Here is a 14,094-nt window from a genome sequence, read left to right as displayed (position 1 = left end):
GCCAGGCGAAGGGTTGGTCCGCCATCCCTTCGCCTGGACTTTCGCATATCTGAGACGATTCGCGCTTCACTGCGATCGCGAGCGGCAGGCCGGGCATCCGGCCATCAATTCAAGTCGGGAGGCGAGCCGAGACGCTCGCGAAACATCATGGGTAGGCAAGAAGCCAACGAGCAGTTTCTGATCACGTCCTTCCTCGACGGATCGAATGCGGCCTATATCGAACAGCTTTACGCGCGCTACGAGGAAGATCCCTCATCGGTGTCCGATGAGTGGCGAGCCTTCTTCAAGGCGCTGGCCGATAATCCGACCGATGTGACGAAGGCTGCAAAGGGCGCTTCCTGGCAGCGCAAGAACTGGCCGATCGCCGAAGGCGGCGACCTCGTCAACGCGCTCGACGGCAATTGGGGCGTGGTCGAGAAAGCCATTGAAAAGAAGGTCCAGACCAAGGTTGAGGCGACCGCCGCTTCGGCAGGCAAGACCGTTTCCGAAGCTGAAGTTCTGCAGGCGACGCGCGACAGCGTTCGCGCCATCATGATGATCCGCGCGTACCGCATGCGTGGTCACCTGCATGCCAATCTCGATCCCCTTGGCATTGCTGCACCTGTTGACGACTACAACGAGTTGTCGCCGGCCGCCTATGGCTTCACCGAAGCCGATTACAGCCGCAAGATCTTCATCGACAACGTGCTGGGTCTGGAATACGCCACGATCCCGCAGATGCTCGACATCCTGCAGCGCACCTATTGCTCGACGCTCGGCGTCGAATTCATGCACATCTCCAATCCGGAAGAAAAAGCCTGGATCCAGGAGCGTATCGAAGGCCCCGGCAAGGGCGTCGAATTCACGCCGAACGGCAAGAAGGCCATCCTTCAGAAGCTGATCGAGGCCGAGGGCTTCGAGCAGTTCATCGACGTCAAGTACAAGGGTACCAAGCGCTTCGGCCTCGATGGTGGTGAGTCGCTGATCCCGGCGCTGGAGCAGATCATCAAGCGCGGCGGCCAGGAAGGTCTCGAGCAGGTTGTTCTCGGCATGGCCCATCGCGGTCGCCTGAACGTCCTGACCAACGTCATGCACAAGCCGCATCGCGCGGTCTTCCACGAGTTCAAGGGCGGTTCCTTCAAGCCCGACGAAGTCGAAGGTTCCGGTGACGTGAAGTACCATCTCGGCGCTTCCTCTGACCGCGAGTTCGACGGCAACAAGGTTCACCTGTCGCTGACGGCCAACCCGTCGCATCTGGAAATCGTCAACCCTGTCGTCATGGGCAAGGCGCGCGCCAAGCAGGACCAGCTCGCCAAGGTCTGGGACGGCGATGTCATACCGCTGAAGGAGCGCGCCAAGGTTCTGCCGCTTCTCCTGCATGGTGATGCAGCCTTTGCCGGCCAGGGTGTGACTGCAGAAATTCTCGGCCTGTCGGGCCTGCGCGGTCACCGCGTTGCCGGCACGCTGCACGTGATCATCAACAACCAGATCGGTTTCACCACGAACCCGGCCTTCTCGCGTTCGTCGCCCTATCCGTCCGACGTCGCCAAGATGATCGAAGCGCCGATCTTCCACGTCAACGGTGACGATCCGGAAGCCGTCGTCTATGCGGCCAAGGTCGCGACCGAATACCGGATGAAGTTCCACAAGCCTGTCGTCGTCGACATGTTCTGCTACCGCCGCTTCGGTCACAACGAAGGCGACGAGCCGAGCTTCACCCAGCCGAAGATGTACAAGGAAATCCGTGCCCACAAGACGGTGGTCAACATCTACGGCGAGCGTCTGATCGCCGAGGGCCTGATCTCGGAAGGCGAATTCGAGAAGATGAAGGCCGACTGGCGCGCCCATCTCGAACAGGAGTTCGAGGCCGGCCAGAGCTACAAGCCGAACAAGGCCGACTGGCTGGACGGCGTTTGGTCGGGTCTCCGGACCGCCGACAATGCCGACGAGCAGCGTCGCGGCAAGACCGCAGTGCCGATGAAGCAGCTCAAGGAGATTGGCCGCAAGCTGTCGACCATTCCGGAAGGCTTCAAGGCGCACCGCACGATCCAGCGCTTCATGGAAAACCGGGCGCAGATGATCGAGACCGGCGAAGGCATCGACTGGGCCATGGGCGAAGCACTCGCCTTCGGTTCGCTCTGCCTCGACGGCCACAAGATCCGTCTCTCCGGCCAGGATTGCGAACGCGGCACCTTTTCGCAGCGTCACTCGGTTCTCTACGATCAGGAGACCGAAGACCGCTACATCCCGCTCGCCAATCTCGCTCCGAACCAGGCCCGCTACGAAGTCATCAACTCGATGCTGTCGGAAGAGGCCGTGCTCGGTTTCGAATACGGCTATTCGCTGGCTCGTCCGAATGCGCTGACGCTCTGGGAAGCCCAGTTCGGTGACTTTGCCAACGGTGCACAGGTCGTGTTCGACCAGTTCATCTCGTCGGGCGAACGCAAGTGGCTGCGCATGTCCGGCCTCGTCTGCCTTCTGCCGCATGGCTATGAGGGCCAGGGTCCGGAACACTCTTCCGCCCGCCTCGAGCGCTGGCTGCAGATGTGCGCCGAAGACAACATGCAGGTTGCCAACGTCACGACGCCGTCGAACTACTTCCATATTCTGCGCCGTCAGATGAAGCGTGACTTCCGCAAGCCGCTGATCATGATGACGCCGAAGTCGCTGCTGCGTCACAAGCGTGCCACGTCGAGCCTTGCCGAGATGGCCGGTGAATCGTCGTTCCACCGCCTGCTGTGGGACGATGCCGAAGTCATCAAGGACGGTCCGATCAAGCTGCAGAAGGATGCGAAGATCCGTCGCGTCGTCATGTGTTCCGGCAAGGTCTATTACGATCTTCTGGAAGAGCGCGAAAAGCGCGGCATCGACGACATCTACCTGCTGCGTATCGAACAGCTCTATCCCTTCCCGGCCAAGGCGCTCATCAACGAGCTCTCGCGCTTCCGCAATGCGGAGATGGTCTGGTGCCAGGAAGAGCCGAAGAACATGGGCGCCTGGTCGTTCATCGATCCGTATCTGGAATGGGTACTTGCCCATATCGACGCCAAGTACCAGCGCGTGCGCTACACCGGCCGTCCGGCTGCCGCTTCGCCGGCAACAGGCCTGATGTCCAAGCACCTCGCTCAGCTCGAAGCCTTCCTCGAGGACGCACTGGGCGGTTGATCCGCCCAGTCTTTCCCTCGCAGACCGAAACGTTCTCTGACCAACGGAATTGAGATCATGGCCACTGAAATCCGCGTACCCACCCTCGGCGAATCCGTCAGCGAAGCCACTATTGGCACCTGGTTCAAGAAGGTCGGTGACACCGTCAAGGCCGACGAGCCCCTCGTCGAACTGGAAACCGACAAGGTGACTGTCGAAGTCCCGTCGCCGGTCTCGGGCGTTCTGACTGAAATCGTCGCCCAGAACGGCGAGACCGTCGGTCTCGGCGCGCTGCTCGGCCAGATCGCTGAAGGTGCTGCCGGTTCTGCTGGTGCCGCTGCTCCGGCCCCTGCCGCAGCACCGGCTCCTGCTGCTGCGCCTGCTCCGGCCGCCGCTGCTCCGGCTGCTCCCTCGGCCATGCCGGCCGCTCCGGCCGCCGCCAAGCTCGCTGCCGACAACAATCTCTCGACCGCTGACGTCGACGGTTCCGGCAAGCGTGGCCAGGTGCTGAAGGGCGACGTGATCGCCGCCATCGCCAAGGGCACGGCTGCTCCGGCTGTTGCCGCAGCCCCTGCTGCTCCGCGTCCGGCCTCTTCCGGTGACGACGCATCGCGCGAAGAGCGCGTGAAGATGACCCGTTTGCGCCAGACGATCGCCAAGCGCCTCAAGGACGCCCAGAACACGGCCGCCATGCTGACCACCTATAACGAGGTGGATATGTCGGCCGTGATGGCCCTGCGCAACCGCTACAAGGACATCTTCGAGAAGAAGCATGGCGTGAAGCTCGGTTTCATGGGCTTCTTCACCAAGGCCGTCACGCATGCGCTGAAGGAACTGCCGGCGGTCAACGCCGAGATCGACGGTACCGACATCATCTACAAGAACTACTGCCACATCGGCGTTGCCGTCGGCACGGACAAGGGTCTGGTCGTTCCGATCGTGCGCGATGCCGATCAGATGTCTATTGCCGAAATCGAGAAGGACATCGGTCGTCTCGGCAAGGCTGCCCGTGACGGTCAGCTCTCCATGGCCGACATGCAGGGCGGTACCTTCACCATCTCCAACGGTGGCGTCTACGGTTCGCTGATGTCTTCGCCGATCCTGAATGCACCGCAGTCGGGTATCCTCGGCATGCACAAGATCCAGGAGCGTCCGGTCGTTGTCGGCGGTCAGATCGTCATCCGCCCGATGATGTATCTCGCGCTCTCCTACGATCACCGCATCGTCGACGGCAAGGAAGCAGTCACCTTCCTCGTCCGCGTCAAGGAAAGCCTTGAGGATCCGGAACGCCTGGTTCTCGACCTCTAAGGAAAACGCACGATGGAGCCGGTATCCGCTTCCGCCTCTCCGCTGGTCCTGCTCCTTGCCTGGAGCGTGGTACTGCTGGTGGCGCATGTTCTCCTGCAGGGCATGCTGGCCACCAAGGAGCTGGGCACGGAGTGGAATGCCGGCCCTCGTGATGAAGGCAAACAGCCGGCGAGCAAGCTCGCCGGCCGTGCTGCGCGGGCGTCGTCGAACTTCCGTGAGACCTATCCCGCCTTCGTGGCCCTTGCGGCAGGGTTGCTGTTCACCGGTGAGACCTCGGGCCTCGGCCTGACCGGTGCCATCGTCTGGTTTGTCGGGCGCATCGTCTATTATCCGCTCTATCTGGCGGGCATTCCCTATATCCGCTCGCTTGTCTGGACTGGCGCCACGGCCGGCCTCGGCTTGATGTTCCTCGCACTGGCGTTTTGAGGTGAGACATGGGCGCGTCGTCGAGAGCAATGGTTCTTCTTGCCGCGCTCGCGCTGTCTGATGCGGCTATGGCCGCCGATTGCCGGATTGAAAAAGCCACCTACCGCGAAGCCGAAACCGGTGTCGAACTGGTCTTTGCTGCTGCCAGCGGCGAGAATACGCCTGTTTCCCATGGGTTCAGCACCGAAATCGGCACTTTCAAGCTCAATGGTCACGTCATGTTCGATCCCGAAATCGAGCGTCCCATCGGCATGCTGATGAACAATTGCCCAGACGGCGACGTGACTGGTGCAACGATTGCTGCCTGCACGGTCTGGAAGGGTATCGTCTACGGCGTCGAGGAGACGACCGGCCATGTCGATCTCCTACCGCCGGAAGGCGCCGACGCGCCCGATGCACTTCTCCTGCCCGGCTTCGGCCCGGCCATCCTGTCGTCTGCTGTCGGCAAGGGCATGGAAAGCGCCCCATGGGATGTCTTCGAGTTCAAGGGATGCGCCTCATGACCAGCCGTCCTCTCCTTCTCGTCACCGGCGGCAGCCGCGGCATCGGCGCTGCCGTCTGCCGCAAGGCCGCAGCGCAGGGTTATGACCTGCTGGTAAACTATCGCTCGGACCAGACTGCTGCCGAGGCCGTTGCGGCCGATTGCCAGACGCTCGGCGCCAGGGCCGAGATTGTGCAGGGTGATACCGCCACCGAAGAGGGCATCGCCGCGATCTTCGCCGCCGCCGATCTCCTTGGACCGCTCCATGGTCTGGTCAACAATGCCGGCGTCGTCGACGTCACGGCGCGGGTCGAGGAATTCGACCGGGCGCGGCTCGACCGGATGTTTGCCGTCAACGTCATCGGCAAGATCCGCTGTGCCACGGAAGCCGTGAAGCGCATGTCGACAAAACACGGCGGGCAGGGTGGCGTGATCGTCAACATCTCGTCCATGGCGGCCGTCATCGGCAGTTCAGGCCAGTACGTCGACTATGCCGCCGCCAAGGCCGCGGTTGATACCTTTACTGTGGGCTTGTCCCGCGAAGTCGCGACCGAGGGCATCCGGGTCAATGCCATCAGGCCCGGGATCATCGATACCGAAATTCATGCATCCGGCGGATTGCCGGACAGGGCGCGCGATCTGGCTCCCATCGTTCCGATGCAAAGGCCCGGAACGGCGGACGAAGTGGCCGACAGCGTTCTTTATCTCCTCTCGCCTCAGGCATCCTATGTGACGGGTGCCATCTTGAATGTCAGCGGCGGTCGGTAACCGTCGAAAACGAAGGAAGCTTCCCATGTCTTATGATGTCATCGTTATCGGCTCCGGCCCCGGCGGCTATGTCTGCGCCATCAAGGCAGCCCAGCTCGGCATGAAGGTCGCCGTCGTCGAGAAGCGCGCCACCTATGGCGGCACCTGCCTCAACATCGGCTGCATCCCGTCCAAGGCCCTGCTGCACGCGTCGGAAGTCTTCCACCACGCCGCCCATGGCATGGCCGATCTCGGCGTCGAAGTCGGCGCACCGACGCTGAACCTGTCGAAGATGATGGCGCACAAGGACGCGACCGTGAAGTCGAACGTCGAGGGCGTCGCTTTCCTGTTCAAGAAGAACAAGATCGACGGCATCCAGGGCACCGGCAAGATCCTTTCGGCCGGCAAGGTTGAAGTCACCAACGACGCGGGTGAAGTCCAGGTTCTCGAAACCAAGAACATCGTCATCGCCACCGGTTCCGACGTCGCCGGCATTCCGGGTGTTGCGGTCGAGATCGATGAGAAGATCATCGTGTCCTCGACCGGCGGTATCGCGCTGGACAAGGTCCCGGCCAAGATGATCGTCGTCGGCGGCGGTGTCATCGGCCTCGAGCTCGGCTCGGTCTGGTCGCGCCTCGGCGCCAAGGTCACCGTCATCGAGTACCTCGACACGATCCTCGGCGGCATGGACGGCGAAGTCTCCAAGCAGTTCCAGCGCATCCTTGCCAAGCAGGGCATGGAGTTCAACCTCGGCGCCAAGGTCACCGGCGTTGAAAAGTCGGGCGATGGCGCCAAGGTCACGTTCGAGCCGGTCAAGGGCGGCGAAGCCCAGACGCTCGACGCCGACGTCGTGCTCGTTGCCACCGGCCGCAAGCCCTACACCGCAGGCCTCGGCCTCGAAGAATCCGGCGTTGCGCTGGACAATCGTGGCCGCGTCGAGATCGATGGCCACTACCGCACCAATGTTGCCGGCATCTATGCCATCGGTGACGTGGTCAAGGGTCCGATGCTCGCGCACAAGGCAGAAGACGAAGGCGTCGCGCTCGCCGAAATCCTCGCTGGTCAGCATGGCCATGTGAACTATGACGTCATCCCTGGCGTCGTCTACACCCAGCCGGAAGTCGCTTCCGTCGGCAAGACCGAGGAAGAGCTCAAGGCTGCGGGTGTATCTTACAAGGCTGGCAAGTTCCCGTTCACGGCCAATGGCCGCGCGCGCGCCATGCAGGCCATGGACGGCTTCGTGAAGGTTTTGGCCGACAAGGACACGGACCGCGTTCTCGGCGTACACATCATCGGTCTCGGCGCCGGCGAAATGATCCACGAAGCTGCCGTGCTGATGGAATTCGGTGGTTCGTCGGAAGATCTCGGCCGCACCTGCCACGCCCACCCGACCATGTCGGAAGCCGTCAAGGAAGCCGCACTCGCGACCTTCTTCAAGCCGCTGCACATGTAAGGCGCCAGACCTAACATAGGTCAATTATTATATTTCGGTAAGGTTGAAGGCTGTCGCTTGTACCCCAGGCGGCGGCCTTTATCATGTGTGGTCAGTGCCTCCCTTTGCACCTCCCGAAAGGCAAGACCATGGCCCCTGCTGCACCTGCCTCCTATTCCATCCCGCAGAAGGCCCTTCACTGGCTGATGGCCCTACTCATTCTCTTCAATCTCATCTTCTCCGATGCAATGGGGGAGGTTGCCGAAGCCTATGAACGTGGGAAGGTCCCTTCTCCCGGAGACCTGACCTTTGCCAATATCCATGCCGATGTCGGGATCGCCGTGCTCTGTCTGGGGCTCGTTCGCCTCGCGATCCGCTTCACCCGAGGTGCACCGCCGGCGCCCGCCGAGAGCCTCCGATCCTGGCACTCGCTGCGAATCTGGCGCATGGTACCTTCTATGCCTTGTTCTTCCTGATCCCGCTCAGTGGTATCGGCGCCTACTACTTCAGCAACGAGACGGCGGCTTCGTACATGGCGGTCCGCTGAAGAACCTGATGTGGCTTTTGATCGCAGTGCACATCCTGGCGCTTCTGGTACATCAGTTCTACTGGAAGACGCCGGTTGCCACGCGCAGGACGCGGGGGTGATCGCCAAGGGGGGCAGGATGGGTGTTGTCGTCGAACAGCGTGTCGTGCTCCCGCATCCTGACCTTGCCAATGCCGATTGGGCTGACAGCTACAGCGTCCGCCTCGATCGGAACGATCTCGTTCCGATGGAGGTTGCGAACGAGCTCATGGGGCGGGCGCCGCGCTGGGTCGGGGCTCTGCTCAAGATCCGGAACCTGATCGTCGGTCTCTTCGGCTTGAAATCAGCAGAGCTAGAGTTGACTGGTCAGGATCGCATCGGCGGCTTTCCGGTTCTGGCGCAGGATGAGCAGCATGTGCTGCTGGGCTTCAACGATAAGCATCTCGACTTCAGGATCATCGTCGCGGTAGAGCCTGAGGGCGCCGGGCATCAGCATGTGTCGCTGACGACGCTCGTCAAGCGGCACAATCTTTTCGGCCGGATCTACATCTTCGTTGTCACGCCGTTTCACAGGCTGATCGTGAAGACCTTCCTGAAGCGCTTTGCCGCTACAAGGGGTGTCAGCCGTCGACCCTCGTGACGGTGTAGCCCTGTTTCCGGATCAGCTCGACGAGACCTTCCTCACCTGGCAGATGCAGCGCGCCGACCGCGATAAAGGCATTACCCTTTTCCAGGTGCTGCTTGCTGCCTTCTGCCATCACCAGATTGCGATCCCGGACGATGCGGGTCTCGAAAGCGGCATAGGCGCTCTCGTCTTCACCGGCGGCGGTGGGGGCGACGACTTTCAGCAAGGGCATGGTCATGCCGATGTCACCGGCGAGATAGAGCTCCGTCATGGTTTCAATGACATCTTCCATCTTGTCGCCGAGTTCGATCGTTTCGATCAACGCCTTGAAATGGAAATCGACCGGCAGGTCAGCCATGGCTTCCAGTTGCTCGACCAGCGTTTCGAGACCGGCCACCGGCTTGTCCGCAGCCACGGCATCCTCGGCGATCTTCTTGTCAAGGAATGAGGCGCCGGCTGCCTTGCGGGAAAGTTCGCAGGCTGGCAGCGCCACAAAGCTCGCCAGGATCCATGGCTTCATCTTGGCAACGGCGCCGAGCGCCAGGCCGCGCTCTTTCAGCCCGACTTCCAGGCGCTGAAGTTCTTCAGCGTCAAGATGGTCCTTCACCGACTTGCCATCGGTAAACATGGTCAGTTCGGGATGCATGAGAAGCGAGGCTGCTGCTTTCTTCTCGTCGAGGATCTCGTCCGACTCGATCACGACCACATCGGCGGCGGATGCCGCTTCGCGGGCGCCGTTCGGCATGGTCAGAACGCGGGGATCGGTGACATGCATGGTGCCGAGCAGGTAGGAGGGCTGCAGGCCTGCCTTCTCAACCTTCCAGAAGATCCCCTGGCCATTCGGTATTTTGGCCGCTTCGGCACGGATCTTCGCCAGCTCTTCCGGCTTTTCCTTCTCCATCGCGACGAGCAGGTTCTCGCCGTGGCAGGCGACATCGGAAGCGCGGGCGGGGCTGACTGTAAGGAGGGTGGCGAGCAGGAGGACGACGAGGGCGAGCGGCAGCACGCCTGCGATCCAGAGGCCGATTTCAGACGGCGAAAGGCGCGGCAGGTGGGGCCGCAGCGAAAAAAGGCGATGCGCGTTCATGTCGTCTCCTGTCAGAAGTCCGGAGAATAGAAGCGATCGCCCTCACGTTCGATTAAGGATCTTGGTTAATGCGGGTGCGATCCGGGCGCGTCAGGCGCGGGGATGGGCGCGGTCGTAAATGTCCAGAAGCCGAGCACTGTCGACGCCGGTGTAGATCTGCGTGGTCGAAAGACTGGCATGGCCCAGCAGTTCCTGGATCGTCCGCAGGTCGCCACCGCTGCCCAGAAGATGTGTCGCGAAGGAGTGGCGCAGGGCATGGGGTGTGGCCGAATCCGGCAGGCCGAGGGCCGAGCGCAGCTTCTGCATCTCGCGCTGGATGATCGCCGGCTGAAGCGGGCCGCCCCGGGCGCCTCGGAAAAGCGGTGCGCCGGGTTCCAGATGATAGGGGCAGAGCTTGTAGTAGGTTTCCACCGCTTCCATCACCACGGGAAGCAGGGGCACCAGCCGCGTCTTGCCGCCCTTGCCGGTGATGCGCAGGCTCTTCGGCCTTCCCTCGAATACCTCGGGCGTCAGGCCAAGGGCCTCGGAGATACGCAGACCGCAGCCGTAGAGCAGGGAAAGCACCGCCGCGTCGCGCGCTGCGATCCAAGGCTCCTCGTGCATCTGCGTATCGACCGCGACGACGGCTAAAGCCTGACGTCCACTGAGCGGCTTGGGCAGGGATTTCGGCTGTTTCGGCGAGCGGATCGCGCTCGCACCCGCTGCATTCACCAGGCCCTTGCGTTCCAGATGACGCAGGAAGGATCGCAGCCCGGCGAGATGCCTACCAAGCGAACGGGCACCGTCCCCCTCCTTGCGGCGATGAGCGAGGAAGCCGCGCAGGTCGGCCGGGCGCAAGGCCTTGATGTCGTCGATCTTCACGGTCCCGCCGACATGGGCGGATAGGAATTGCAGGAATTGCCGCGTGTCGCGCTCATAGGCGTCCAGCGTGTTACCGGCCAGGCGACGCTCTGCCCCCAAGCTCTCCAGCCAGGCCGCACGTTCGCCGAGAAGTTTTTCGTCTGCCGGGATCAATTGCGCACCTGTTGCGTTATTGGCTGTTGGCCACCCGGCTCACGATGGCGCGGGAGGGTTAACGAAGGACGAATATCGGGGCTGTCATGAACGGATCACAAATCGCTGCCAGAACCCCTCTGGAACTCTGGCGAGGTAAATGCTGATGCGCCGATCTCCCGTCTCCACTTTCGCGAGCGTCACCGACACCCTGTCGCTCTTGTCTCATGGGCGCCCCGGACATATCGTCGACACGCTGATCGCCGAGCGCGGTCAGAAGCTCGTCGAGCATCCCCTTTGGCCTGCCATGAGGCCCTTTCTTTATAGCGTTCTCCGTTACGACAAGGCGATCCAGTTCGCCAATGATGTCGCCAACCTGCCGGGTCCGCAGGTATTTGACTATTTGAGTGCTGCTCTTGGCCTCGATATCCAGGTCCGTCACGCTGACCGCATCCCGTCATCAGGCGGCTTCATCCTGGTCAGCAATCATCCGACCGGCATTGCAGATGGGGTCGCGATGTATGACCTGCTGAAAGACCGTCGCCCCGACATGACCTTCTTCGCCAACCGGGATGCGGTCAGGGTCAATCCGCGGCTTGCGGAAATCATCATTCCGGTCGAATGGCGCGAAGAACACAAGTCGAAGCTCAAGGCGCGCGAAACGCTGAAACTTACGACGCGCGCGGTGGAAGAGGGCAGGGCGACCGTGCTCTTTCCCTCGGGCCGCATCGCCTATTGGGACGAAGGCAAGCTCAACGAGCGGCCGTGGAAGACGTCTGCCATCTCGCTTGCGCGCAAATACAATCTGCCGATCCTGCCGGTGAACATGAAGGCGCGCAATTCCGGCCTGTTCTACTGGTTCGCCCGCTGGTCGACAGAACTGCGTGACATGACCGTCTTCTACGAGCTTCTCAACAAGCGCGGCGGTCGTTTCGATTTCACCGTCGGCAGTCTGATTCCGGTCGAGGCTCTCGAAGGTGATCCTGCCGAGGTGACCAAGGCGCTGGAAGACTTCACGGTCCATCGGCTGCCGGCCGATCCCGACCGCAGTTTCCGCTGATCTCCCCCGTCACATAAAGCCTGTTTTCTTTCCGATCCTCAGGGGGCAAGTTGCAGCCCGATGAAGGACGATTCGAAAAGCCTGTTCGGGGAACTGTTCGAAACACCGCGCCGCAAGGTGGTGCCGGTGCTCGTGCCCATGCCAGCACCAACCGCCTACAGCTACGCGGTGCCCGATGAGCTGACGGTGGAGCCGGGCGCGATCGTGCAGGTGCCGCTTGGGCCGCGACAGGTGATAGGTGTGGTCTGGGACGGCGGCGAGGGCACATCAGTTGATCCGAAGAAGCTTAGGGAAATCACCAAGATCTTCGATTGCCCGCCGCTTGACCAGGACATGCGCACCTTCCTCGACTGGGTGGCTGCCTACACGCTCTCTCCACCGGGTTATGTGGCCCGCATGGCGCTTCGGGCGCCTGCGGCCTTCGATCCCGAACCGATGATCGAGGGGCTGCGCTATGCCGGATATGAGCCGGAGCGTCTGACGCCTGCGCGCCAGAAGGTGCTGGAGATGGCGGCCGATGGCCTCTCCTGGACAAAGAGCGGGCTTGCTCATGCGAGCGGCGTCTCGACCAGCGTCATCGACGGTCTCGTCAAGCAGGGTGTGTTCGAACAGGTCTTCCTGCCGCCGCCGCCTCTGGTCGCCGCTCCTGACCCCGACTATGCGGAGAACCGGCTCGCCGGTCCGCAGAAGGAGGCAGCCGAAGAGATCCTCGACAGCCTGCGCAAGGGCGGTTTCGCCGTTTCCCTGATCGATGGCGTGACGGGCTCCGGCAAGACGGAGGTCTATTTCGAGGCGATTGCCGAGACCTTGAAACAGGGCAAGCAGGTGCTGATCCTGCTGCCGGAAATCGCGCTTACCGCCAACTTCCTCGAGCGCTTTCAGGATCGCTTCGGCTCCAAGCCCGGGGAATGGCATTCGGATCTTGCGACCCGCACCCGCGAAAAGGTCTGGCGTCAGGTCGCGACAGGCGAGATCCGCGTGGTTGCCGGCGCACGCTCCGCACTCTTCCTGCCGTTCGAGAACCTCGGGCTCATTATCGTCGACGAAGAGCATGACCCGGCCTTCAAGCAGGAAGACCGCGTCTTTTATAACGCGCGCGACATGGCCGTTGTCCGGGCGCGCATCGCGGGCTTCCCGGTCGTGCTGGTCTCGGCCACGCCGTCGGTCGAGAGCCAGGTCAACTGTATCGCTGGCCGCTACACACGCATCCATCTGCCGACGCGTTTTGCCGATGCCGCAATGCCGGACCTGCATCTCATCGACATGCGGCGTGCGCCGCCCGAACGGGGCGGCTTTCTGTCGCCGATCCTGTTGCGCTCCGTCGGCAAGGCTGTCGAACGCGGCGAACAGGCGCTGCTCTTCCTCAATCGGCGCGGTTATGCGCCGCTGACGCTCTGCCGCGTCTGCGGTCACCGCTTCCAGTGCCCGCAATGTTCAAGCTGGTTGGTCGAGCACCGCTTCCGTGGCCAGATCCAGTGCCACCAGTGCGGCTATCACGAGCCGACGCCGAATGCCTGCCCGGAATGTGGCACCCTCGACCATCTTGTCGCTTGCGGCCCGGGTGTCGAGCGCATCGCCGAAGAAGTGGAGAAACACTTTCCCGATGCCCGAACGCTGGTGCTCTCGTCGGATATTGGCGGGGTCAAGCGATTGCGTCTCGAACTCGAGGCAATCGCGAACGGCGAGGCCGACATCGTCATTGGTACGCAGCTCGTGGCGAAGGGGCATAATTTCCCGCTGATGACGCTGGTTGGCATTATCGATGCGGATATCGGTCTGTCCAACGGCGATCCGCGTGCTGCCGAACGGACCTTCCAGCTGCTTTCCCAGGTAACCGGTCGTGCCGGCCGCACGGGACGCAAGAGCCTCGGCCTGCTGCAGACCTTCCAGCCGCAGCATCCCGTCATGCAGGCGATCATCTCAGGCGATGCCGCCGCTTTCTATGAGCGCGAAATTCTGGAGCGAGAGCGCGCACAACTGCCACCCTTCGGTCGTCTCGTCTCGATCATCGTCTCAGCCGACAGCCGCGCCGAGGCCGAGGGGCATGCGCGCGGGCTGCGACAGGCCGCGCCCCATGAGAGCGGCATCATGATCCTTGGCCCTGCCGAAGCGCCGCTTGCGCTCATCCGTGGACGGCACCGCTTCCGACTGCTTGTCCATGGGCGCCGCAACAGCGACATGCAGGCGTTCGTCCGAATCATGCTGGAGCGGGGGCCGAAAGAACGAAGATCGATCCAGGTACAGGTGGATGTCGATCCGCAGAGCTTCCTCTAAGGCGATCGTCGG

At 62.3% G+C, this 14,094-nt stretch carries 12 protein-coding genes; 10 read left to right on the top strand and 2 right to left on the bottom strand.

The genetic code is table 11. The features are described from left to right. Nucleotides 1-147 precede the first annotated feature (147 nt). From BW978_RS16030 to BW978_RS15995, 8 genes are all read left to right on the top strand, one after another. On the top strand, nucleotides 148-3,144 hold the full coding sequence (locus BW978_RS16030) for a 2-oxoglutarate dehydrogenase E1 component (protein ID WP_076396813.1): 2,997 nt from the start codon (nucleotides 148-150) through the stop codon (nucleotides 3,142-3,144). 57 nt (nucleotides 3,145-3,201) lie between these two features. Further along, nucleotides 3,202-4,431: a 2-oxoglutarate dehydrogenase complex dihydrolipoyllysine-residue succinyltransferase gene (gene odhB, locus BW978_RS16025; protein WP_076396811.1), complete on the top strand. Its 1,230-nt coding sequence runs from the start codon at nucleotides 3,202-3,204 to the stop codon at nucleotides 4,429-4,431. 12 nt (nucleotides 4,432-4,443) lie between these two features. Beyond that, entirely contained in the window at nucleotides 4,444-4,857 is a 414-nt protein-coding gene (locus tag BW978_RS16020; protein ID WP_076396809.1) for an MAPEG family protein, read from the top strand. Between the two features lie 29 nt (nucleotides 4,858-4,886). Next, nucleotides 4,887-5,360 (top strand): hypothetical protein, encoded by a 474-nt coding sequence (locus tag BW978_RS16015; protein ID WP_244551975.1) that lies wholly within the window; start codon nucleotides 4,887-4,889, stop codon nucleotides 5,358-5,360. After that, complete coding sequence (locus tag BW978_RS16010; RefSeq protein ID WP_076396805.1) at nucleotides 5,357-6,106, top strand: SDR family oxidoreductase; 750 nt, start codon at nucleotides 5,357-5,359, stop codon at nucleotides 6,104-6,106. Before BW978_RS16015 ends, BW978_RS16010 begins: the two co-directional genes overlap by 4 nt. Nucleotides 6,107-6,131: 25 nt before the next feature. Beyond that, nucleotides 6,132-7,538 (top strand): dihydrolipoyl dehydrogenase, encoded by a 1,407-nt coding sequence (gene lpdA / locus BW978_RS16005; protein ID WP_076396803.1) that lies wholly within the window; start codon nucleotides 6,132-6,134, stop codon nucleotides 7,536-7,538. 128 nt (nucleotides 7,539-7,666) lie between these two features. After that, the gene (locus BW978_RS16000) at nucleotides 7,667-7,993 is read left to right on the top strand and encodes a cytochrome b (protein ID WP_348529167.1); all 327 of its coding nucleotides are present in this window, start codon (nucleotides 7,667-7,669) and stop codon (nucleotides 7,991-7,993) included. Nucleotides 7,994-8,182: 189 nt separating this feature from the next. Further along, on the top strand, nucleotides 8,183-8,683 hold the full coding sequence (locus BW978_RS15995) for a DUF2867 domain-containing protein (RefSeq protein WP_076397105.1): 501 nt from the start codon (nucleotides 8,183-8,185) through the stop codon (nucleotides 8,681-8,683). On the opposite strand, the gene BW978_RS15990 is transcribed toward BW978_RS15995, so the two are convergent. Then, nucleotides 8,664-9,755, bottom strand: coding sequence for a TraB/GumN family protein (locus BW978_RS15990; protein WP_076396801.1), 1,092 nt, complete (start codon nucleotides 9,753-9,755; stop codon nucleotides 8,664-8,666). The genes BW978_RS15995 and BW978_RS15990 overlap by 20 nt on opposite strands. Before the next feature lie 90 nt (nucleotides 9,756-9,845). Then, nucleotides 9,846-10,769: a tyrosine recombinase XerC gene (locus tag BW978_RS15985; protein WP_076396799.1), complete on the bottom strand. Its 924-nt coding sequence runs from the start codon at nucleotides 10,767-10,769 to the stop codon at nucleotides 9,846-9,848. 139 nt (nucleotides 10,770-10,908) lie between these two features. Between BW978_RS15985 and BW978_RS15980 the strand changes: the two genes are divergently transcribed. Further along, a complete protein-coding gene (locus BW978_RS15980; protein WP_083697613.1) occupies nucleotides 10,909-11,808 on the top strand; it encodes a GNAT family N-acetyltransferase in 900 nt (299 codons plus the stop codon). Between the two features lie 60 nt (nucleotides 11,809-11,868). Next, entirely contained in the window at nucleotides 11,869-14,082 is a 2,214-nt protein-coding gene (locus BW978_RS15975; RefSeq protein WP_076396797.1) for a primosomal protein N', read from the top strand. Nucleotides 14,083-14,094: the final 12 nt, after the last annotated feature.

The sequence above is a fragment of the Rhizobium sp. RU33A genome, from assembly GCF_900156055.1.
Classification (GTDB): domain Bacteria; phylum Pseudomonadota; class Alphaproteobacteria; order Rhizobiales; family Rhizobiaceae; genus Allorhizobium.
Note: the sequence above shows the minus strand (reverse complement) of the source record. Positions and strands in the feature narration are given on the sequence as shown.

Coding starts and splice junctions, on each gene's coding strand:
- BW978_RS16030 (WP_076396813.1), top strand. CDS start 148: ATGGGTAGGCAAGAAGCCAACGAGCAGTTTCTGATCACGTCCTTCCTC.
- odhB (WP_076396811.1), top strand. CDS start 3,202: ATGGCCACTGAAATCCGCGTACCCACCCTCGGCGAATCCGTCAGCGAA.
- BW978_RS16020 (WP_076396809.1), top strand. CDS start 4,444: ATGGAGCCGGTATCCGCTTCCGCCTCTCCGCTGGTCCTGCTCCTTGCC.
- BW978_RS16015 (WP_244551975.1), top strand. CDS start 4,887: ATGGTTCTTCTTGCCGCGCTCGCGCTGTCTGATGCGGCTATGGCCGCC.
- BW978_RS16010 (WP_076396805.1), top strand. CDS start 5,357: ATGACCAGCCGTCCTCTCCTTCTCGTCACCGGCGGCAGCCGCGGCATC.
- lpdA (WP_076396803.1), top strand. CDS start 6,132: ATGTCTTATGATGTCATCGTTATCGGCTCCGGCCCCGGCGGCTATGTC.
- BW978_RS16000 (WP_348529167.1), top strand. CDS start 7,667: ATGGCCCCTGCTGCACCTGCCTCCTATTCCATCCCGCAGAAGGCCCTT.
- BW978_RS15995 (WP_076397105.1), top strand. CDS start 8,183: ATGGGTGTTGTCGTCGAACAGCGTGTCGTGCTCCCGCATCCTGACCTT.
- BW978_RS15990 (WP_076396801.1), bottom strand. CDS start 9,755: ATGAACGCGCATCGCCTTTTTTCGCTGCGGCCCCACCTGCCGCGCCTT.
- BW978_RS15980 (WP_083697613.1), top strand. CDS start 10,909: ATGCTGATGCGCCGATCTCCCGTCTCCACTTTCGCGAGCGTCACCGAC.
- BW978_RS15975 (WP_076396797.1), top strand. CDS start 11,869: ATGAAGGACGATTCGAAAAGCCTGTTCGGGGAACTGTTCGAAACACCG.